The organism is Roseateles sp. GW823-FHT07B05 (assembly GCF_058794515.1).
In genome coordinates this window covers 16953-38937 of the sequence record NZ_JBXAGX010000021.1, presented here as the reverse complement: position 1 = coordinate 38937, position 21985 = coordinate 16953, and the positions used below count along the sequence as shown (strand labels likewise).

The following is a 21985-nucleotide window of genomic DNA, read 5'->3' as shown; positions in this document are numbered from 1 at the left end:
TCGGGGGACCGGCCAGGGCGAAGCCCTGGCCGAGGGGTTTCAATTCCGGGTGAGGACGCCGTCCCGGCGGCGCCAGACGCCGCGTTCGTTGGGCTCGCGCAGCACGGCCGGCAGCAGCGCGCGCGGCAGGTTCTGGTAGCTGACCGGGCGCAGGAAGCGCTGGATGGCCGCCGTGCCGACCGAGCTGCTGCGGCCGTCGCTCGTGGCCGGGAAGGGGCCGCCGTGCACCATGGCCGTCGACACCTCCACGCCGGTGGGGTAGCCGTTGGCCAGGATGCGGCCGACCTTGCGCTCCAGCGCCGGCAGCAGCGCTCGGGCGGCGGCGATGTCGCTCTCGTCGTCGTCCTGCAGCTGCAGCGTGGCGGTCAACTGGCCTTCCAGGCCCTCGATGACGGCCAGCAGCTCGGCCAGGTCCTGGCACGCCACCAGCAGCGACGTGGGGCCGAAGATCTCGGCGGACATCGCATGGTTGGCCAGGAAGGCGGCGCCGGTGGTCCTGAACAGGCTGGGGGCGCCCTGGCAGGCGCTGGATTCGCCGCGCAGCAGCGCGTCCACCGAGGCTTGCGACGCCAGTGCGGCCTCGCCACGCTGGTAGGCGCCGGCGATGCCGGGGGTCAGCATGGTGGCAGCGGGCACGGGCTTCAGCGCCTCTGCGGCGGCCGCGGCAAAGCGGTCGAAGTCGTCGCCGGCAATGCCCAGCACGAGGCCGGGGTTGGTGCAGAACTGGCCCACACCCATCGTCAGCGAGCCGGCAAAGCCGGTGGCGATCTCGGCGCCGCGTTGGCTAAGCGCACCGGGCAGCAGGATGGTGGGGTTGATGCTGCTCATCTCGGCGTAGACCGGGATGGGCTGCGGGCGGGCCGCGGCAATGGCCATCAGCGCCAGGCCACCGGCGCGCGAGCCGGTGAAGCCCACCGCCTGGATGGCGGGGTGGCTGACCAGCGCACCACCGATGTCGTTGCCGGCACCCGGCAGCAGCGCGAACACGCCGGCCGGCAGGCCCGACAGCTTGACGGCCTCGGCGATCGCGCGGCCCACCAGCTCCGAGGTGCCGGGGTGGGCCGGGTGGCCCTTGACGACGACGGGGCAGCCGGCGGCCAGCGCCGCGGCGGTGTCGCCGCCGGCGACCGAGAAGGCCAGCGGGAAGTTGCTGGCGCCGAACACGGCCACGGGGCCGACGCCGATGAAGCGCAGGCGCAGGTCCGGCCGCGGCGGCGTGCGCGTGGGCAGCGCGGTGTCGATGCGGGCGTCCTGCCAGGAGCCTTCACGCAGCAGTTCGGCGAACAGCTTGAGCTGGTTCATCGTGCGGCCGCGCTCGCCTTCCAGGCGGGCACGCGGCAGGCCGCTCTCGGCCATCGCGCGGACGATGAGGTCGTCGCCGATCGCCAGGATCTGCGCAGCGATCAGGTCCAGGAAGTCGGCACGCTCGTGATCGCTCGTCGCGCGGAAGGCGTCGAACGCCGCGTTGGCCAGCTCACAGGCCTGCGCCACCTGCGCCACGTCCACCGAATGGAAGTCGGGGCCCAGCGCTGCGTTCTTGCTCGGGTCGAAAGCCTGGAAGGCCGCGCCGTGACCGCGCACGGCTTCGCCGCCGATCAGCGCCAGGCCTTGGATCGTGTTGCTCATGAGAACCTCGGAATCAGTGTGAATGGCGCGGCACGGCCGAACCGCGGCAGCCGCGCAGGAAGTCGAAGTCGCAGCCCTCGTCGGCCTGCAGCACGTGCTGCACGTAGAGGTGGCGGTAGCCGGTGGCGTCCGCCGGGTCCACGGTCTGCGCGGTGGCCCAGGCGTCCAGGCGCGTCTTCAGCTCCTCGTCGGAGATGTCCAGGTGCAGGCGGCCGGCGGCGCAGTCCAGCTCGATGAAGTCGCCTTCCTGCACGACGGCCAGCGGGCCGCCGGCGCGAGCTTCAGGCGCCACGTGCAGCACGACGGTGCCGTAGGCGGTGCCGCTCATGCGCGCGTCGGAGATGCGCACCATGTCCTTCACGCCGGTGGCGAGGATCTTGGGCGGCAGGCCCATGTTGCCGACCTCGGCCATGCCGGGGTAGCCCTTGGGGCCGCAGTTCTTCATGACGAGGATGCAGCTGGCGTCGACGTCCAGGTCGGGGTCGCCGATGCGGGCCTTGTAGTCGTCGAAGTTCTCGAACACGACGGCACGGCCGCGGTGCTTCATCAGCTCGGGCGTGGCGGCCGAGGGCTTCAGCACCGCACCGCGCGGTGCCAGGTTGCCGCGCAGGATGCAGATGCCGCCGTCGGCGATCAGCGGCTTGTCCAGCGGGCGGATGACTTCGTCGTCGTAGATCGGCGCGTCATTGCAGTTGTCCCACAGGCTCTTGCCGTTGACGGTCAGCGCGGCCGGGTTGGGCAGCAGGTTGGCTTCGCCCAGGCGGCGGATGACGCCCGGCAGGCCGCCGGCGTAATAGAACTCTTCCATCAGGAAGCGGCCCGAGGGCAGCAGGTCCACGACGGTGGGCGTGCCGCGGCCGATGCGGGTCCAGTCTTCCAGCTCCAGGTCCACGCCGATGCGGCCGGCGATGGCCTTCAGGTGGATGACGGCGTTGGTGGAGCCGCCGATGGCCGCATTGACGCGGATGGCGTTCTCGAACGCTTCCTTCGTCAGCACCTTGGACAGGCGCAGGTCTTCCCACACCATGTCGACGATGCGCATGCCGGACAGATGGGCCAGCACATAGCGGCGGGCATCGACGGCGGGAATCGCGGCGTTGTGCGGCAGCGAGGTGCCCAGCGACTCGGCCATGCAGGCCATCGTGGACGCCGTGCCCATCGTGTTGCAGGTGCCGGCGGAGCGCGAGTGGCCGGCCTCGGCGGCCAGGAAGTCGTGCATCTTGATCTCGCCGGCCTTGACCTGCTCGTGCAGCTGCCACACGGCGGTGCCCGAACCGATGTTCTTGCCGTTGAGCTTGCCGTTCAGCATCGGGCCGCCGGTGACGACGATGGCCGGCACGTCGACGCTGGCCGCGCCCATCAGCAGCGCGGGCGTGGTCTTGTCGCAGCCCACCAGCAGCACGACGGCGTCGACCGGGTTGCCGCGGATCGACTCTTCAACGTCCATGCTGGCGAGGTTGCGCGTCAGCATGGCGGTGGGGCGCAGGTTGCTCTCGCCGCTGGAGAACACCGGGAACTCGACCGGCCAGCCGCCCGCTTCGATGATGCCCTTCTTCACATGCTCGGCGAGCTTGCGGAAGTGCGCGTTGCAGGGGGTCAGCTCGCTCCAGGTGTTGCAGATGCCGATGATGGGCTTGCCCTGGAACTCATGGTCGGGGATGCCCTGGTTCTTCATCCAGGAGCGGTACATGAAGCCGTTCTTGTCCTGCGTACCGAACCACTCGGCGGAACGCAGCTTGACCTTGCTCTTCTTGTCCTCAGTCGTCATGTCTTTGTCTCGGGTGTTTCGTTCTGCCGGCACGCAGGGGCTGACCGCGTGTAAACGATGCTAGGGGCCGGGGGAATTGCAATCCAATCAATTCCTGCGGTGTACCGATGCTGTTTTCGATATCAATCGCGCCTGGAAGGCTTGCCGAACAGCGGCATGCCGTCGGCCGACCAGCGCAGCGGCTTCACGAAGGTGTGGCGGTCGGGGTTCCACAGCGGGTCGCCGACGATCTCGGTGTAGGTACGCGCGTGGTACACCAGCAGCACCTCGTCGGGGTTGTCGGTCACGGTGAAGCTGTTGTGGCCGGGGCCGAAGACGCTGTCCTCGGCAGCGCTCCTCATGACCGGCTCGGGTGACTTGTGCCAGCTGGCCGCATCCAGCAGGTCGGCGTTCTCGTCGGCCCACAGCAGGCCCATCGCGTAGTTCTCGTCGGTCGCGCTGGCCGAGTAGCTGATGAAGACCTTGCCGTGGCGCTGCAGCACCGACGGCCCCTCGTTGACGAGGAAGCCGCGGCACTCCCAGTCGAACTCGGGCTTGCTGAGCAGGACGGGCGCACCGGCCAGTTGCCAGGGCGTCTTCATCGGCGCGAGGTAGAGGTTGGAGTTGCCGGCGATGGCCCGGTCCTTCTGCGCCCACAGGTAGTAGAGCTGGCCCTGGTGGGTGAAGGTCGTGGCGTCGAGGCAGAAGCTGTCGATGCCGCTGTCCACCTGGCCCAGGAACTCCCACTCGCCGGAGAACGGGTCGGCCGACTGGTTGCGGATCGCGTACATGCGGTGCTGGAACATGCCGAGGTCGTCCAGCGCGCGGGTGTGCGCCGCGGCGAAATAGACATACCAGGCGCCCTCGTTGAAGTGCAGCTCCGGCGCCCACACCAGCTCGCTCCAGGCCCCCGTGTCCGGCTTGTGCCAGACGTCGAACACCGGCGCGTCAGCCAAGCCCTCGATGGTCAACGCCCGCCGCACCTCGATGCGGTCGTATTGCGGCACCGAGGCGGTGAAGTAGTAGAAGCCGTCGGCGTGGCGGGAGATGTGGGGGTCGGCGCGCTGGCGAATCAGCGGCTGGATCAGGTCGGACATGGGACAACAGCGAAAAAGAAAAAGGGCGTCACCCGGGATGTCCCGTGCAACGCCCGAACGAGGATGAGTCCAGCCTCGAAAACAGGGGGCAGGTCCGGTCGCGTGCTCGGGCCGCGCCGGACTTGCCGGGTACCTGCCTTACAGCTTCCAGCGGAAGCCGACCGAGACCGAGCGGCCGGTCTGCACCGTGCCGAAGTTGGTCAGCTCGGGGCTGCCCGCGTCGCCGAAGTGGTAGTACTGCTGCTGCATCTCGTTGGTCAGGTTCACGCCGCTGAAGTCCACCGACATGCTGTCGTTGATCTTGTAGCTGAGCTGCAGGTCCACGCTCTTCTCCGGCTGGCGCCAGATGCCGATCGGGTTGGCGAACAGCGCGGCTTCGTTGCCCGCCAGGAAGGCGGAGCGGCGCACGTACGACAGGCGCGCACTGGCGGGGCCCTTCTCGTAGGCCAGCGTGGCGTTCCACGACAGCTTGGACACGCCGAAGAACGGCGTCTCCAGCTGCGAGACGATGTTGCCGGCGCTGTCGGCGGTCGGCACGTTCTGCGACGAGGTCAGGCGCGTCATGCTGCCCTGGAAGCCCAGGCCGTCCAGGTACCACGGCAGGCCCTTGGGGAAGTAGATCGCGCCCAGCTCCAGGCCGCTGATCTTGCCGTTGGACGCATTGACCGGCGAGCTGATGACGTAGTCGTAGCCGTTGGCGTGGCTGAGGCCCGACGTGGAGTTGCGGAACGGATCGTTGGCCGGATCGACATGGATGCGGCGACGCAGCGGCACCACCAGGCCGTCGATCTTGCGCTGGAACACGGTGCCGTACAGCGCGCTGTCCTTCTGGAAATACCACTCGCCCGTCAGGTCGAGATTCTTGGAGCGGGTCGGCTCCAGGCCCGGGTTGCCGCCGCTGCCGCCGCCGTAGCCCACCTTGGACACGTCGTCGCTGAGCTGCAGCACGGGGTTCAGGTCGCCAAAGCCAGGGCGACGCAGCGTTTCGCCATAGTTCAGGCGCACCAGCACATCCCTGACGGGCTCATAGCGCAGCGTCAGGCTGGGCAGGAACTTGCGGGCCGTCTTCTCGCCGTTGGTCGGCGTCACGACCTTGGTGGTGGCATCGACCTGGTAGGCCGTCATGCTGGTCTTGACCTGCACGAAGCGCACACCGAAGTTGCCGCGCAGGCGTTGGCCGAACAGCAGGTTGTCGGTGTCCGCCATCAGGAACAGGTTGGTGGTGTCTTCCTTGACGTCGAAGGTCTTCTGCAGGAACAGCTTGTCGCTGGTCAGGAAGTTCGCGTCGGCCGCCTTGTACATCTGGCGCCAGGCGTCGATGTTGTCGCGGATGTAGTAGGCGTTCGGCTCGATCCAGGTGCGCGGCACGTCGGAGATGTCCGCGCCGAAGTTCGAGTTGACGTGGTAGTAGTTGGGGCCGAGGTCAGACAGCTTCTTGCCCAGGAAACCCGACTGCTCCCGCTTGGCTTCCGAGGCTTTGCGGCTGTCGAAGCGCGCGCCGAAATGCAGCGTCTTCACCATGCCCCAGTCGGCGTCATACGTGCCGTTCAGGCTGGCCGTGCCGGCGCTGCCCTGGTTGCGGTTGGCGTTGTCGTAGAACTGCGCCACGTTCCACTTGGTGGGGTCCACCAGGTCGGCGTTGTTGTTGAACTTGAACGCCATGTTGCCGCCGCCGGAATTGAAGTCGACGGTGATGGACGGCGCGAAGCGGTCGATGCGGGTGGCAGTGAATTCCGAGTGGAAGCTGCTGGTCTGGTAGGACACATCGCCATCCAGACGCAGGCGGTCGCCGAGGTTCCACTTGCCGTTCAGCGCCACGATGCGGGAATCGGTGGCGGAGGTGGTGTAGTCGCCGCTGTTGAAGCCGTAGACGTCGTTCACCGTGCGCGTCTTGATGACGTTGGTGCCGGGGAACGTCGTGATCGTGCTCGCGGGGTTGCTGCCGAGGCTGCCCCACCAGTCGACGAAGCTGAACAGCAGCCGGTTGAAGGACTTGTCGCGGTAGCCGTTGTACATCGCCTCGAACGTGTACACCGAGTCCTCGTTGGGCTGCCATTGCAGCGCGACATTGGCGGCCGGGCGCTCGCGCTGGCCGGCCACGTCGCTCTGGAACACGGCGTCGCGCGCCAGGTAGAAGGGGCGCGCCGTGCCGTTGAAGTTCAGCGTCGAGCCGGCCTTCTGCGGCAGGCCGGTGTAGGTGCCGGGCGCCCAGACGTTGTTGTCGAAGATGCGCTGCAGCGGCGTATAGCCGGCCGGCACCTCGGCCGCATTCGGGCTGGTGAACGGCACCATCGCGCCCGGCGTCACGCTCTCGTTGCGATAGTCGGTCTTGACCATCGACAGGTTGACCAGCGCGCCGAACTCGCCGGCGTCGGTCTTCCAGCGGTTGCTGGCCATGCCGCTGAGCTGCGGGTTCCACTTCTTGGCCGGGTCGAGATAGGTCTCGCGCGCCAGCAGCGAGAACTTGGCGCCCTTGAAGTCGAACGGCCGCAGCGACTTGACGTCGATCTGGCCGGCGATGCCGTTCTCCAGCTGGCTGGCGTCACGCGTCTTGTAGACGTCGATCTGGCGCACCAGCGTCGACGGGATGTCCTGCAGCGCCACCTGCGTGCCGGACGCGGTGAAGATGTTGCGGCCGTTCCAGGTGGTGGCAATGTCGGGCAGGCCACGGATGGAGATGGCACCCACTTCGCCACCGGCGCGGTTGGTGACCTGGATGCCCGTCACACGCTGCAGCGCTTCGACGACGTTGTTGTCGGGCAGCTTGCCGATGTCCTCGGCGACGACCGATTCCACGACCTGGTCGCTGGTGCGCTTGTTCGCCAGGCTCTTGGTCAGCGAGGCACGCACGCCGGTCACCGTGACCGTTTCCAGCGATTCGGGCTTGGCGGCTTCCTGGGCCACGGCGGCGGCGGACAGTGCGGCCAGCGCGGCGGCGGCCGTCAGGCGCAGGGCAAAGCGGGAGGTGGTGGCGGCCGCGCGAGCGGGCACCAGGGCTGGTTTGTTCATCTTGTCTCCGGGATCGTTATGGGAGGAGCGGCCAACCTCGGCAGCCGTCCGGGCCTCAGAGGGCGCCGGTGGGGCTGGGGTCTGAATTCATGCTATGGGCCTGACCGATCCCGCACTAATCACATTTTTAGGAAACACGATGCTGTTTCGTGCATCGCCATTCCGGGTTAGCCCGTGGTTTTCCCAGGAAACAAGGCCCTGTGCGCACGGGGGTCGGCCGCACCCCAGGCTGACCGCTGGGCGTCGATGTGGAGCGGGCGCAACAGTGCGCCGGGCGGCGCGTCAGGCAGCCTGGGCAGTCGCGCCGGCCAGGCGCAGCGCCACGTGGTGCAGCGACACCATGTGATACGGGTCGGGCTGCTCGTCCTTGCAGCCGCCGCTCTTGCACGGCAGTGCCTCGGCGGCGCGCCAGCCGCCCTGTTCGGCGTCGGCGAGCTGGTCGCGCACCAGCGCCAGCGTCTGCTCGTAGCGGCGCCACAAGTCGTTGCGGCCGCTGGCGCTGGCCGTCACCAGCAGCGCGTGCAGGCACTCGGCCTGCTGCCACCAGCCCTTGGCCGTGTCGGTGCGCACGCCGTCGGGGAAGGCACGTTTGCCGCAGCCGCCATCGTTGTCGTCGTAGCCGGCGGCCAGCGCATAGGCCAGCACGCGCTCGGCCACCTGCGCGTAGACGGGCGACACGGCCGCGCCCGTCGTCAGCAGATGGGCCCACTCGAACTGGTGCCCCAGGTCGATGTAGCCGCCGGCGGCCTTGGTCGGCAGCTGCTGCCAGGCCTCGTCGTACCACTCGGGGATGCGCGCGCCGCCGTCGGCCAGGCCCTGCAGCAGCTGGTAGCAGACGAAGTCGCCCAGCTTGCGCGTGCCGGCCAGCACGCCCGCGTCACCGGTGGCCTCGCCCAGCGCCAGCAGCGCCTCGAACATGTGCATGACCGGGTTCTGCGTGCGCGCGCCGGGCATGGGCTTGAAGTCGCGGCCGCACTCGTTGATAAGGCCGCCGCGGGCGTCGAAGAAGCCCGTGCGGATGGCGTCCCATGCCTTCAGCGCGGCGTCGCGGTGGCGCACGTCCCGGCTCACGCGGAACACCTGCGCCAGCGCCAGCAGCCCGAACGCGTGGCCATAGGCGCGCTTGATGCCGGCACGCGGGCTGCCGTCGGGCGCGACCGTGTGGAAGAAGCCGCCATGCAGCGGGTCGACGAAGTGCTTGATGAGGAAGTCGGCACCGTGCTGGGCGACGGTCAGGTAGCGGGCGTCCCGCGTGATCTCGTGGCCGACCGCGAACGCATAGACGAGGCGGGCCTGCGCCGTCAGCTCCAGCTCGCCCTGCGGCAGCGGCTGCCAGGCGCGGTTGAACTGCGTCTGGAAGCCGCCGCCCAGGCGCGGCGCATTGACAAACCAGCGCTGCAGCAGGCGCTCCAGATCGGTGCTGTGCCAGGCGGCGTCGATGCGGCTGCGCGCCCGCGACGCGGGGTCGCCGCAGGCGGCCAGCGTGGCCAGCAGCGCCAGCACGGCGCGGCGGCCGACCGCGTCAGCGGCCATGGGGCCAGGTGTTGCGCTTGGTGGGCGCCTTGGCCGACTTGCCGCGCGCGGCCCACAGCTTGTAGGCCGGTGGCGTCAGCTCGCGCTTGAGCAGCGCCACCAGCTCGCCGTGGCCGATGCCATGCTCCAGCATGACGCGGTTGTACGGCGGCACGTCCTCCCACGCGGTGGCGATGACGCGCTTGATCTCGTCGGGGCTGAGGCGGGGTGCGGTCTTGGCCATGGCCACATTGTCGGGCTAGCCCGCCAGCTCCTGCAGCAGCCCGCCCAGCGCGCGCTGCACCGGGCTGGCCTCGACGACGTCGGTGGCCAGGCCCTCGCTGCGCAGGCGCCTGAGCGCGCGGCGCGTCATGGAGTGCATGCCGCCGGCCAGGTTGCTGGTGAACATGAAGAAGGCGCCGTTGTCGCTGACCCAGGCCAGCTGCGCCGTGGCCCAGGCGCCCTGCAGGTTGAGCTTGCAGCGCTGGCCGGGCCGCAGCGCGTCCAGCCAGTCGCCGGCCGGGTCGCCGTCGGCGGCGCCGTCCAGCGGCATGGGCACGGTGGGCAGCGCGCCGATGTGGGTGTCGTGCCCCTGCCAGGTCGCCGGCTCCGGGGCCGGCTCGGGGGCGGGCTGCGGCGGCGCCATGACAGACGCAACAGGCGCGGCGGCCGCCCGCGGCGCTTCGGCCGGCTCGGCGGGCGCCTCGGCGCGCTCGGCCAGGTGGCGGCGGTGCGTCTGCATCAGCTCGGCCAGCACGCGGGTGCGGTGCTGCTGCGGCAGGTCGATGAGCGCCATGCCCTGCTGCACGCGGCCGATCAGCGTGGGCAGCCGGCGGCGCAGGTCGGCCCGTTCGGCCGGCGTCTCGGGCCGCTGAAGGCTGGCCAGCAGCTCGTCCACCGTGCCCACCAGCGCCTGCGCCTCGGGCGATTCCGCCCCCTCGGTGGCCATGGTCCGGGCCAGCACCTCGATCCACGGCCCGCGCAGGAAGGTCTGCACCGTGGGGCTGACCTCCTGCGCCCGGCCCAGTTGCGTCTCCACCTGGTCGCGCAGCAGCGGCAGCAGCCGGCGCTCGGCCTCCATCTGCCCCAGCGCGCCCATGGCCGGCCGCGTGCGCTCGACCTGTTCCTGGCGCTCGTCGTCGATGAAGGTCTGCACCTGGGCCAGCGCCTGGGTGTAGGCCGCGGGCGCGTCGGGTGCGGTCTGCGCCAGCTGGGTGACGAGCGGATCCACGAAGCGCTGGAAGGCCTCGCCGCGCTCGCTGTCGTGCGCGGGCAGCGCGCCGGCGTGGCCGGCGATCTTGTTGATGAGCGCCCAGGCCGGGTGCTGCTCCGACCCCAGCACGCCGGGGTCGCGCGCGGCCAGCTGGCGCACCGGTGCCTCCAGCCGCGCGAGCGAGCCGCGCAGCGCCGGCGCCACCTGCGGGTCGGCCAGCAGACGCTCGAAGAGGCGGCCCAGCAGCGCGTGGCCGACATCGGCAGCCTCGCCGCCCCCCATGGGCTGCAGCTGGAACTCGGGCTCGCCGTCGGCGCGTGGCAACGCGGGCGCGCCCGTGCGGCCGGCGCCGGGCAGGCCGCGCTGCAGCAGCGGCATGCTGCGCAGCAGCGCCTGCAGCTGCTCGGCCGGCAGGCCGGCCGGCGCCGCCGCGGCACCGGCTGCCGTCGCCCGCGCAGCGGCGCCCGCATCGGGCGTGCGGATGGCGCGGTAGCGCGGCGACTGCAGCCCGGCGGCCTTGAGCTCGTCGGTCACCTCCAGCAGCAGCGGCCGCAGCTGCGCCACCAGCGTCTGCGCCGCCACGCGCATCCACAGCGCCTGCTGCTCGGGCTCCAGCACCTGCTCGTAGACGGTGTGGCTGACGGCCCGCGCGAACACGGCCGGCCCGCAGGCGGTCGGGTCCTCGCCGCCACGCACCTCGGGCAGCATCGGGCCGGCCAGGCCCTGCAGCTCGCGCAGCTCCCATTCCAGCTTCAGATCGGCCAGCTGCACGACGCGGGAGATCTCGATGTCCTTCTCGGCCTGCGCCTCGTCGACGAGGGTGAGCTCGTCAATGTCGAAGCCGCTCAGCGCCGACGCCTGCGCGCCACGCCCCAGTGCCCGCGCCTCGGCGCCCTGGAAGCCGTGCAGCAAGTGGCCGGACAGGCATTCCGCGATGTGCATGCGCAGCGGCTCGGTGGCCAGCAGCAGGCCCGACAGGTGCTTGCGCTCCACGCCGCCCAGGCCGGCCTCGACGGGGTCGCGCATGGCCTGCAGCATGGCCTCCACCCAGGCGGTGGCGAACGGCAGGGCCCGGGCTTCCAGGCCCCTGACGTGGCGGTCGAACTGCGGGTGGACTTCCATGGGCCGGGTCGCGCTCCTTCAACGGGAGCGCCGACTCTAGCCGCGCAGCCTTGCTGCCAGGCTTCAGGCGGCGGCGATCCGACCTGCCGCGTGACGGGCGTCGCGGTCTTCAGGCCGAGCGCCGGGCCGTCCCGCCAAGGGGATCACGCCCCCCGCGTCACGGGCATCGCGATCTTGTCGGTCGGCAGCTTCATGTGGCTGGCCAGTTCCAGCTTGGCCAGCGAGTTGCGGTGCACCTCGTCCGGGCCGTCGGCCAGGCGCAGCGTGCGCTGGTGCGCCCACATCGTGGCCAGCGGCGTGTCCTGCGACACACCGGCGCCGCCGAACAGCTGGATGGCCCAGTCGATGACCTGCAGCGCCATGTTGGGCGCGACGATCTTGATCATCGCGATCTCGGCCTTGGCGACCTTGTTGCCCACCGTGTCCATCATGTAGGCGGCCTTCAGCGTCAGCAGGCGGGCCTGCTCGATCATGCAGCGCGCCTCGGCGATGCGCTCCTGCGTGACGGTCTGCTGCGCCAGCGTCTTGCCGAAGGCCGTGCGCGCGATGGCGCGCTCGCACATCAGTTGCAGCGCGCGCTCGGCGGCGCCGATGGAGCGCATGCAGTGGTGGATGCGGCCCGGGCCCAGGCGGCCTTGCGCGATCTCGAAGCCGCGGCCCTCGCCCAGCAGGATGTTGGCCGCCGGCACGCGCACGTTCTTCAGCTCCACTTCCATGTGGCCGTGTGGCGCGTCGTCATAGCCGAACACCGACAGCGGGCGGACGACGGTGATGCCCGGCGCGTCGGCCGGCACGACGATCATGGACTGCTGCTCGTGGCGGCCGGCCTCGGGGTTGGTCTTGCCCATGACGATGTAGACGGCGCAGCGCGGGTCGCCGGCGCCGGAGCTCCACCACTTGCGGCCGTTGATGACGTAGTCGTCACCGTCGCGCTCGATGCGGCACTCGATGTTGGTGGCGTCGCTGGACGCGACAGCCGGCTCCGTCATCAGGAAGGCCGAGCGGATCTCGCCCTTGAGCAGCGGCTCCAGCCAGCGGTCCTTCAGCGACTCGGACGCATAGCGTTCCAGCGTCTCCATGTTGCCGGTGTCGGGCGCGGAGCAGTTGAAGACCTCGGGCGCCCAGAACACGCGACCCATGATCTCGCACAGCGGTGCGTATTCAAGGTTCGACAGCCCCTCCGGCGCCCGGGTGCTCTTGGGCAGGAACAGGTTCCACAGCCCGGCCGCGCGGGCCTTGGGCTTGAGCTCCTCGATGACCCGGGTGGGCACCCAGGGGTTGCCGGCGCGGCGGTTGGCTTCGACTTCCTCCAGGTAGCGGCGCTCGTTCGGATAGATGTGCTCGTCGAAGAACGCCAGCAGGCGCTCGCGCATCTGCGCGACCTTGGGGGAGTAGTCGAAGTTCATGGCGCGGCTCCTTTAAGTCGGCCGCCAGTGTGGCGCAGCGGCCCGGGCGCGCTTGTCACGCAGGCGGCAGGGTGTCGCCTGAGGCGCAGCCACGGCTGATGCACACTCGCGCCCGCCGTCGCGGGGACGGCGAGGGAGAACCGATGAAGCAATACATCTGGATGAAAGTGATTGCCGCCGGCCTGGCGCTGGCGGCGCTGTTGTTCGGCATCAGCATCATGGACGCCGACCCGACGCTGCGCGTGATGCGCGACGTGACCATGGCCGACATCGAGGCGGGCAAGATGCCCGCCGACGGCCAGAAGGTGCGCATCATCGACGCCTGGCTGCTGCCGACGTGGGTGGTGGAGTACTCGCACAGCCGCAAGCGCGGCGACCACGCGCACGTGACCGTGGGCCTGGGCTCGCGCGAGACCTTCGAGCGCGCCGCGCAGGGCCAGCCGGCCGAGGTGAAGCTGTGGCTGCGCCTGCCGCAGGACTTCAAGACCCGCGAGGGCGCCAGCGCCGCGATGAACAACGATGCGCTGTACCTGCGCCAGCAGCCGCGCGAGGGCGTCATCAACGCGCTGCCCGACAGCGTGCGCGAGAACATCAAGAGCGACAGCCACATGACCTCCACGGCGACGATGCGCCTGGAAGAGGGCGCCACGCCCAACAGCGAGGGCGACGGCGTGGGCTTCGTCGCGGCCGGCGTGCTGGCACTGGCGCTGGTGGCCGCGTGGCTGGCCACCGACTACGCCAACCAGGGCTGGCTGCGCGACCTGGCCACGAGCGGTGCCACGCCCTTCCAGGGCGCGTCGCGCTGGCTGCTGGCCTACGGCGTCGCGCTGCTGGGGGCGCCGCTGCTGGTGTTCTTCGCCGCCGGCACCTGGGTGGACGCGCAGCAGCTGGACACCACGCTGCTCGCCTGGGCGCTGGCGCTGCTGGCACTGGCCGGCTTCGCGCTGTGGCGCCACCGCGTGGCCTTCGTCGTCACGCCGCAAGGGCTGGACCGCGCGTCCCGCAGCGGCTCGCAGTCGCTGCTGCGCTGGGACGAGGTGGACGCGCTGAGCATTGCGCAGCGCAACTTCCGCGGCAGCGTGTCGGTGACCTACACGCTGCATGCCGGCGAGCGCAAGACCAAGGTCGGCAACAGCCTGTTCGCCGGCGGCGTGGACCGCTACAAGGAGCTGGGCCAGCTGCTGCGCAACGAGGTGAACCACCGCGTCGCGCCGCCGCTGTTCGCCAAGCTCGCCAGCGGCGCCCGCGTGGCCTTCGGCGCGCTGGGCGCGCACCGCGACGGCCTCGTCAAGGGCCGGCTGGAGACCGGCGAGCTGCTGCCCTGGGCCGACATCGACAGCGCCAACTTCGCCGACGGCAAGCTGAAGATCAAGCGCAAGGGCAAGCTGCTGGCCTGGGACAACGTGGCGCTGGGCAAGGTGCGCAACCCGGACGTGCTGATCCAGCTGATCGAGCAGCGCGGGCTGGCCTCAGCCGCTTAGAAGTTTCTGCTCCGCCAGCGCCAGCGCGGCCGGCGTACCGCTGATGACCAGCGTGTCGCCGCCGGCCAGCGTGGCGCCGTCGACGAACTGGCCCTTGCCGTCGGCGCGGCGCAGCGACACGACGGCCACGCCCAGGGCGTGCAGCGCCAGGTCGTCCAACGGCCGGCCGGCGTGCGCCGACGCCGTGGGCAGCGTGACGGACGACAGCCGCGCCTGCTCGATCTCGTCCACGGTGTCGTCATCGGCGCCGTGGAAGTAGCCGCGCAGCAGGCCGTAGCGCCGATCGCGTGCGTCGCGCGTGATGCGGATGACGCGGCGCATCGGCACGCCCACCAGCGCCAGCGCATGCGACGCCAGCATCAGCGAGCCCTCGATGGCCTCGGGCACCACCTCGGTCGCGCCGGCGGCCTTGAGCCGCTCCAGGTCGGCGTCGTCGATGGTGCGCACGACCACCGGCACGCGTGGCGCGTGGGCGCGCACCAGGTCCAGGATCCTCAGCGCCGACGGCGTGTCGTGATAGCTGACGACGACGGCGCTGGCCCGCGCCAGGCCCGCGGCCATCAGGCTCTGCACCTTGGCCGCGTCGCCGAACACGACGCTCTGGCCCGCCGCGGCGGCCTGGCGCACGCGGTCAGGGTCCAGGTCCAGCGCCATGTAGGGGATGTGCTCGCCCTCCAGCAGCCGTGCCAGGTTTTGCCCCGAGCGGCCGTAGCCGCAGATGATGACGTGGGCTTCCTGCTTGATGGACTTCTTGGCGATGGTCGTCAGCTGCACCGACTGCATCAGCCAGTCGCTGCTGCTCAGCTTCATGACGATGCGGTTGCTGTACATCACGAGGATGGGCGTGATGAGCATGGACAGCACCATGCTGGCCAGCACCGGGCTGACCCACTGCGCCGCGATGAGCTGGTGCTGAGCGCCCAGTGTCAGCAGCACGAAGCCGAACTCGCCGGCCTGCGCCAGGTACAGGCCCGTGCGCAGCGCCACGCCCGGCGGCGAGCGGAACAGCCGCGCCAGCCCGGCGATGAGCGCGAACTTGGCCACCACCGGCAGCGCCGTCAGCGCGATGACCAGCCACCAGCTGTCCACCAGCGGCCGCCAGTCCAGCTTCATGCCAATGGTGATGAAGAACAGGCCCAGCAGCACGTCGTGGAAGGGCCGGATGTCGGTCTCCACCTGGTGGCGGTACTCGGTCTCCGAGATCAGCATGCCGGCGACGAAGGCGCCCAGCGCCAGGCTCAGCCCGGCGTGCTCCGTCAGCCAGGCCAGGCCCAGCGTGACCAGCAGCAGGTTCAGCATGAACAGCTCGTCGCTCTTGCGGCGCGCCACCAGCGTCAGCCACCAGCGCATCAGCTTCTGGCCGCCGAACAGCAGCAGGCCCAGCAGCGCGACGGCCTTCAGCGCGGCCCAGGCCAGCGCCTCCACCATCTCGCCGCCGCTGCTGTTCAGCGCCGGGATCAGCACCAGCAGCGGCACCACGGCCAGGTCCTGGAACAGCAGCACGCCCATGACCAGCTTGCCGTGCGGGCTCTCCAGCTCCAGCCGCTCGGCCATCAGCTTGACGACGATGGCGGTGGAGCTCATGGCCATGGCCGCGCCCAGCACCAGCGCGCCCTCCCATTGCAGCTCCCAGGCCCGCCCCAGCAGCGTCAGCCCGGTCATCAGCAGCACGTTGCCGACCATGGCACCGGCAATCGTCAGCACCACCTGCGACATGCCCAGCCCGAACACGGCCGTCTTCAGCGCCCGCAGCTTGGGCAGGTTGAACTCCAGCCCGATGGCGAACATCAGGAACACGACGCCGAACTCGGCCAGGTACTGAATGCCAGCCGAATCCTGCGCGAACGCCAGCGCGTTGGGGCCGATGACCACCCCCACCACCAGGTAGCCCAGCATGGGCGGCAGCTTCAGCGACCGGCAGACAACCACGCCGAACACTGCGGCGACAAGATAGAGAAGGGCGAGGTCCAGGGAGGTCACCGACGGATGGTATGCGGGCGGCCGCGGGGCGCTTCCGGCCGCCGCCGGCAGTGAAATCCCTCACGCCCGGCCCGGCGTCATGCGTGCCTTGCATAAGCGCATGACCACTTGGCTAGACAAGCCGGCGCCGCGAAGGCAGGCTTCGCGCTACCGTTCGCCCCACCAAAAATTACGGAGCGTTTCATGCCCAACCTGTCCTTCGTCTCGCCCACGCGCAACAGCCCGTGGGGGACTTATCTGTCCCAGATCGACGCCGTGGAGCCCTACCTGGGCCACCTGGGCCGCTGGGTCGAGACGCTGCGCCGCCCCAAGCGCGCGCTGATCGTGGACATTCCCATCGAGCTGGACAACGGCACCATCGCCCACTACGAGGGCTACCGCGTGCAGCACAGCCTGACGCGCGGCCCCGGCAAGGGCGGCGTGCGCTACCACCCGGACGTCACGCTGGAAGAAGTGATGGCGCTGTCGGCCTGGATGACCATCAAGAACGCCGCGGTGAACCTGCCCTACGGCGGCGCCAAGGGCGGCATCCGGCTGGACCCCGCGCTGCTGTCCATGAAGGAGCTGGAGAAGGTTACGCGCCGGTACACCAGCGAGATCGGCATCATCATCGGCCCGCAGCAGGACATCCCGGCGCCGGACGTGAACACCAACGGCAAGATCATGGCCTGGATGATGGACACGTACTCGATGAACACCGGCGCCACGGCGACCGGCGTCGTCACGGGCAAGCCCATCGAGCTGGGCGGTTCGCTGGGCCGCGTGGCCGCCACCGGCCGCGGCGTGTTCGTCGTGGGCCGTGAGGCGATGCGCCGCCTGAACATCGACATGGAAGGCGCCCGCGTCGCCGTGCAGGGCTTCGGCAACGTCGGCTCCATCGCCGCCAAGCTGTTCGCGGCCAACGGCGCCAAGATCGTCGCCGTGCAGGACCACACCGGCACGCTGGTCAACAGCAACGGCTTTGACATGGCCAACCTGCTGGACCACGTGGCCAAGACGCGCGGCGTGGCCGGCTTCAAGGGCGGCGACATGATCGCCAACGAGGACTTCTGGGACGTCAAGAGCGACGTGCTGATCCCGGCCGCGCTGGAAGGCCAGATCACGGCCGAGCGCGCCAGGCGCATCACCACCCGCCTGGTGCTGGAAGGCGCGAATGGCCCGACCACGCCCGACGGCGAGGCCGTGCTGGCCGAACGCGGCATCGTCGTCGTGCCCGACGTGATCGCCAACGCCGGCGGCGTGACGGTGTCGTACTTCGAGTGGGTGCAGGACTTCTCGTCCTTCTTCTGGACCGAGGACGAGATCAACGTGCGCCTGGACAAGATCATGATCGGTGCGTTCAAGCACATCTGGGAAACGGGCGAGCAGCACAAGATCCCGCTGCGCACCGCCGCCTTCACGGTGGCGTGCACGCGCGTGCTGCAGGCGCGCGAGGAGCGCGGCCTGTATCCGTAACCCCATCGTCTAGTCGCGCCCCGCTGCACGCGGGCGCGACTAGACGATCCCCCGAGGGGATGGCTTGGGAGCGGCCCGGCTCTCGGCCCGAAACAACCACGGCGGCCTGCAGGCCGCCGTTCTTCATGGCGCCGCGGCTGCTACGCTGCGCGCCCCCATGAGCCACCTCGCGCGCCACCTGCTGCCCGCCGACGCCCGTGACGCGCTGAACGCCCACCCGGCGCTGCGCGCGCTGCTGCTGACCGACGTGCTGGCGCTGCTGGCCGAGCTGGGGGCGGCGGTCATCCTGCCGTGGTGGATCACCAGCCACGGCGGCGCGGCGGCCATCGCGGCCTTCAGCGTGACGGTGGCCATCGCGGCCTTCGTCATCGCCCCGGCCCTGTCGCCATTCGGCGACCGGCTGTGCAAGGGCCGGCAGATCACGCGGGGCCTGGCTGCACTGACCGTGGTGGCGGCCCTGCTCGCGGGGCTGTCGTTCGCCGGCGTCTTCCACGTGGCCGTGCTGGCGGCGCTGGCCGTCGTGCAGGTGGCCGCGACGTCGTTCGCCGGGCCACCGCGCGACGCGCTGCTGGCCGAGCTCGTCGCGCCCGCGCAGCTGCCGGCGGCGCTGCGGCTGCGCAAGACAGCGCTGGCCGCCGGCGGCATCGCCGGGCCGCTGCTGGCCGGCGCGGCGCTGGGCGGCGCGGGCGTCACGGCGGCGCTGTGCGGCTACGGCGGGCTGCTGGCCGCCGCCACGCTGGCCACGTCGCGCCTGCCGCGGGCAACGGCGCCGGCGCCGCGACGCGGCGGGCTGGCGCGCTGGTGGGGCGAGCTGCGGGCCGGACTGGCCGCCAAGTGGCAGGTGCCGATGGAGCGCGGCTGGACGGCGGTGAACTTCGTCGTCTGGCTGTTCCAGGGCCCGGCCGTGGGCCTGCTGATCCCGCTCAAGGTGCACGCGCTGGGCCTGCCCGGCCCGTGGCTGGGCCTCTCGCTGGGCGCGCTGTCGGCCGGCGTGCTGGTGGGCAGCGCCTTCGGCGCCGAGCGGCTGGTGCAGCGCCTGGGGCGCTTTCGCGTGCGCGTGGGGCTGGGCGTGCTGGAAGGGCTGGCACTGGCCGGCGTGGGCTGGGCCGCGTCGCCGGGGCTGCTGCTGGCCGGGCTGGCGCTGGCGGGCTTCTGCAATGCGGCCATGAGTTTGGTGGGCGCCACGCACCGCGCGCTGGCCATCCCGCGCGACTACCGGGTACGCCTGATCGCCGCCGGCTCCATGACGACCCAGGTTGCCGGTGCGCTGGGCCCGGCCCTCGTGGGCATGGCGCTGGCGCGCTGGAACGTGTCGGCGGTCTACACCGCCTGGGGCCTGCTGATGGCGGTGAGCGTGCTGGGGTTCCTGCGGGTGCCGCGCTTCCGGGAATTCCTGTCGCTGGGCCACGCCGACGTGGCCGACTGGTACCGCCGCCAGTACCCGGCGGTGTTCCCGCCGCGCCAGGCCGGCGCCTGACGACGCCCCGCCCGGCGGCGCCGGCTCAGCGGCCCGGGGCGCCCGGCTTGCGGCGGCGGCCCGCTGCGGCCATCGCGAACAGCGCGGTCGACAGCAGCGCCAGCACGCCAGGCTCCGGCAGCGCCGTGGAGGTCGTGCTGGCAATCCCGCTGATGTCGAACACCTTCAGGCTGCTGCCGCCGCCACTGCGCCAGTCGTAATAGAAGAGCTGGCCGTTGCCATAGGTCAGGCCGGCGTCCAGGCCTTCCAGGCCCAGGCCAAAGGTCTCCAGCAGCGCGCCGGTGCCGAGGTCAAAGCGGCGGATGGACGCGGAGGCCAGGTAGTCCAGCACCCAGATGGAGTTGTGGCTGGTGTCGACCGCGAAGTCGGCGATGCCGGCGCCGGTGAGCGTCAGCGTCTTGGTGATGGTGTCCGGCGCCGCGAGCGACGACACGCGGATGTTGTGCAGCGTGCTGTTGGAGTAGCCCGTCGTCGCCTCGGTGCGGTAGAGCTGGCCGGCGCGGACATCGATGGGCGTGCCCCCGTAGGCCGCCGTCTCGTTGCCCACCACGGTCGCGGCGCCGGTGGTCTTGCCCAGCTTGTAGAGGTCGCGGCCGTTGCCGTTGGCCGTGTAGTCGCTGAAGTAGTAGTTGCCGGCATCGGCCGCCACGGACACCACGTGGTTCGCCGTGCCCGCCGTAAAGCTCGCGGTGTAGGGAATGGTGCCGATCGTGCGCGTGCCGAGCACGGTGCCCGCCAGGTTGGTGCGCACGATGCTGTTGCCGCCTTGCTGCGCAAAGATCAGCTCGTTGGCGGCTTCGTCGAAGCCCATGCCCTGGGGGTGGTAGTTGCTGGACGAGGCCGACAGGGTGGCCCCCAGCGTGTACGTGTTGTTCAGCGTCAGCGCACCGGCACTGGCGGCCTGCGGCAGCGCGGCCAGAACCGCCAGCGCGCCCAAGAAACCCTTCAGCATGTCACCCCCCTAGATTGAAGTGGGCGCAGTCTATGCAGGCCACGGCCGTTGCCGGGCCACCGAGACCGGGGGGCCGGGAGGCTGGCAGGTGACGGAAGTCTCGAACAGCGGGGGTCAGGCCTTGCCGGTCACGGCGATCTCGGCGCCGGTGCTGTCCAGCACGCGCAGCGTGACCGGGATGGCCGACGCCACGCTCTGCGTGACGGTGCAGTAGTCCTCGAAGGTGTCCCGCACGCGCTGCAGGTGGCCCAGCTCGGCGGCGGGCTTGCCCAGGTGCAGGTCCACGGCCAGGCCCAGCACGCGCACGCGCCCGCGCTCGTTCTTGCCGACGGTCGCCTTCACCTCGGTGCGCAGCGGCGACGGGTCGTCCTTGTACTTCTGGCAGGCGAACCACAGCGACGCGCTGAGGCAGTTGCCGACGGACGAGGCCAGCAGCTCGATAGGGTCAGGCCCGGTGCCCGTGCCCAGCGGCGCGGGTTCGTCGGACAGCAGCACCGGGATGTCCGGGCCGTAGCGGTGTTCGAACTCGTAGCCCTGACGCTGGGTCAGGGTGACGCTGGGGTGGTCCATGGGGTTCTCCGGATTTGAGAGGAGGTGGTTGATTACAAAGTGTCGAAATGGAGGCCAATGTATCGAACCCGGCCTTCGAGCTCCGCCGAATGCAGTAGTCAAAGTGTCGAACTCCATGCGCTGCACCTGCACTCGTCAGACGGCGTCAAAGCGCGTGTGCGGCGTTCGTGCTTGGCACCAGCAACGGCGCGAAGCTGCCGTCGCGTCGGGGGCCGCATTGGTACGCAGAGGAGCTTCCTCGGTCAGCACAGCCTTGGCGCCCTTGCTGTTGCGATGGTTCTCAGCCGCCGCGTAGGGTCGGCACCGGGTTCTGATCGGACAAAGCCGTGGCAGCATGAAGTTATGACGACCGCCAAATATCCCCTGTCAAAGCTGACCCACGAGCACGGCAAGCATGTAATTGACAGTGAATCTGGCCTCGAGGTGTTTGATGCGCCGTCCTCGCATGCGCTCATACAAGCGGCGGGCTACCTCAAGTACAACCTCGCCAAGTCCACGGGCCAAGGAGTCTTCTTCAGAGGGCAAACGCGACTCCACAAGACGCTATCCCCAACGCTGCTTCGTAGTGTGAAGGAAGGCCCACCGACGGTACGCCGGTTGACGCAACTCCGAGAGCTGCTCAACGACATTGAGGCAAATCAATCGGCGCTGAAAGCTGTTGCTCCCGACTGCCGTGAGCCGCTTTTGCAGCACTACGGAATCAAAACGACCTGGATAGACGTCGTAGATAACATCTGGATCGCGTTGTGGTTCGCTTGCCATCGAGCAAAGTCCGTAGGCTGGCCGGAAGAGTATTTGCACTTTGAAAAGCGCATTCCGGATCCTCGCACTAAGCAGGAGTACGCATATGTGATGCTCCTGGCGTCCGCACATTCGTCCCCTATGCCAGGTCTTCCAGGAAGATTCCGGGACGAGCGGTCGGAAACGATAGATCTCCGGGTCGCCGCGCCATCCCATTTTGTGCGCCCTCACGCGCAGCACGGCCTGCTGGTTCGGCGACTGAGCAAAGCCGGCAATCCTGTTGGCGACAACTTACCGCTTCATGTGGGAACCATTCGGGTTCGTCTGGAAGCCGCACTCGATTGGCTGGGAGACGCTACAACGCTCACAACTCATTGTTTGTTCCCACCCGCTTATTACGACTACGGGTACCGAGAACTTTTGTCTGGCGTCACGCCTACTCATAAGCTGCTCGGCTCAATTCAGCGGGTTCAACCTTAGGGCACTAATGAGATTGCCGTCAGCAGCCCGTCCAGTAGTGTGGCTTGACGTGACATGCCTTACCGTCAGCAACCGCCTTAACATTAGGGAGTGCTGGGTTGCTGCCGGCTTGAAGGG

The 21985-nt window shown here is 69.7% G+C and carries 15 protein-coding genes; 4 read left to right on the top strand and 11 right to left on the bottom strand.

The window, feature by feature from the left end; translation table 11 throughout:
- Positions 1-39: 39 nt before the first annotated feature.
- The 8 genes from AC1Q7O_RS25845 to AC1Q7O_RS25810 form a co-directional block, all read right to left on the bottom strand.
- On the bottom strand, positions 40-1626 hold the full coding sequence (locus tag AC1Q7O_RS25845) for an aldehyde dehydrogenase (NADP(+)) (RefSeq protein ID WP_492662035.1): 1587 nt from the start codon (positions 1624-1626) through the stop codon (positions 40-42).
- A 13-nt stretch (positions 1627-1639) separates the two neighbouring features.
- Positions 1640-3394: an IlvD/Edd family dehydratase gene (locus AC1Q7O_RS25840; protein ID WP_492662034.1), complete on the bottom strand. Its 1755-nt coding sequence runs from the start codon at positions 3392-3394 to the stop codon at positions 1640-1642.
- 122 nt (positions 3395-3516) lie between these two features.
- The gene (locus AC1Q7O_RS25835) at positions 3517-4470 is read right to left on the bottom strand and encodes a glycoside hydrolase family 43 protein (protein WP_492662033.1); all 954 of its coding nucleotides are present in this window, start codon (positions 4468-4470) and stop codon (positions 3517-3519) included.
- Positions 4471-4608: 138 nt separating this feature from the next.
- The gene (locus AC1Q7O_RS25830; protein ID WP_492662032.1) at positions 4609-7479 is read right to left on the bottom strand and encodes a TonB-dependent receptor; all 2871 of its coding nucleotides are present in this window, start codon (positions 7477-7479) and stop codon (positions 4609-4611) included.
- 282 nt (positions 7480-7761) lie between these two features.
- Positions 7762-9012, bottom strand: coding sequence for an AGE family epimerase/isomerase (locus AC1Q7O_RS25825; protein WP_492662031.1), 1251 nt, complete (start codon positions 9010-9012; stop codon positions 7762-7764).
- The gene (locus AC1Q7O_RS25820; RefSeq protein WP_492662030.1) at positions 9002-9235 is read right to left on the bottom strand and encodes a DUF2805 domain-containing protein; all 234 of its coding nucleotides are present in this window, start codon (positions 9233-9235) and stop codon (positions 9002-9004) included. Before AC1Q7O_RS25820 ends, AC1Q7O_RS25825 begins: the two co-directional genes overlap by 11 nt.
- A gap of 15 nt (positions 9236-9250) precedes the next feature.
- Positions 9251-11326, bottom strand: coding sequence for a DUF1631 family protein (locus AC1Q7O_RS25815; RefSeq protein ID WP_492662029.1), 2076 nt, complete (start codon positions 11324-11326; stop codon positions 9251-9253).
- 143 nt (positions 11327-11469) lie between these two features.
- A complete protein-coding gene (locus tag AC1Q7O_RS25810) occupies positions 11470-12732 on the bottom strand; it encodes an acyl-CoA dehydrogenase family protein (protein WP_492662028.1) in 1263 nt (420 codons plus the stop codon).
- A 143-nt stretch (positions 12733-12875) separates the two neighbouring features.
- Between AC1Q7O_RS25810 and AC1Q7O_RS25805 the strand changes: the two genes are divergently transcribed.
- Positions 12876-14213, top strand: a complete 1338-nt coding sequence (locus AC1Q7O_RS25805; RefSeq protein ID WP_492662027.1) for a DUF6585 family protein — start codon at positions 12876-12878, stop codon at positions 14211-14213.
- Here AC1Q7O_RS25805 and AC1Q7O_RS25800 read toward each other — a convergent pair.
- Positions 14202-16193: a monovalent cation:proton antiporter family protein gene (locus tag AC1Q7O_RS25800; protein ID WP_492662026.1), complete on the bottom strand. Its 1992-nt coding sequence runs from the start codon at positions 16191-16193 to the stop codon at positions 14202-14204. The two genes, AC1Q7O_RS25805 and AC1Q7O_RS25800, sit on opposite strands and share 12 nt — an antisense overlap.
- A 183-nt stretch (positions 16194-16376) precedes the next feature.
- Here AC1Q7O_RS25800 and AC1Q7O_RS25795 point away from each other — a divergent pair, with 183 nt between their 5' ends.
- Both AC1Q7O_RS25795 and AC1Q7O_RS25790 read left to right on the top strand, forming a co-directional pair.
- Positions 16377-17648 (top strand): Glu/Leu/Phe/Val family dehydrogenase, encoded by a 1272-nt coding sequence (locus AC1Q7O_RS25795; protein ID WP_492662025.1) that lies wholly within the window; start codon positions 16377-16379, stop codon positions 17646-17648.
- A 157-nt stretch (positions 17649-17805) separates the two neighbouring features.
- Positions 17806-19125 carry an MFS transporter gene (locus tag AC1Q7O_RS25790; RefSeq protein ID WP_492662767.1) on the top strand — a complete coding sequence of 440 codons (1320 nt, stop codon included), beginning with the start codon at positions 17806-17808 and terminating at the stop codon, positions 19123-19125.
- A gap of 25 nt (positions 19126-19150) precedes the next feature.
- Here the strand turns inward: AC1Q7O_RS25790 and AC1Q7O_RS25785 are convergent, their stop codons facing one another.
- Entirely contained in the window at positions 19151-20077 is a 927-nt protein-coding gene (locus AC1Q7O_RS25785) for a PEP-CTERM sorting domain-containing protein (protein ID WP_492662023.1), read from the bottom strand.
- A gap of 114 nt (positions 20078-20191) precedes the next feature.
- On the bottom strand, positions 20192-20647 hold the full coding sequence (locus tag AC1Q7O_RS25780) for an OsmC family protein (protein ID WP_492662022.1): 456 nt from the start codon (positions 20645-20647) through the stop codon (positions 20192-20194).
- A 342-nt stretch (positions 20648-20989) separates the two neighbouring features.
- Here AC1Q7O_RS25780 and AC1Q7O_RS25775 point away from each other — a divergent pair, with 342 nt between their 5' ends.
- Entirely contained in the window at positions 20990-21868 is an 879-nt protein-coding gene (locus AC1Q7O_RS25775; protein ID WP_492662021.1) for an FRG domain-containing protein, read from the top strand.
- Positions 21869-21985 lie beyond the last annotated feature (117 nt).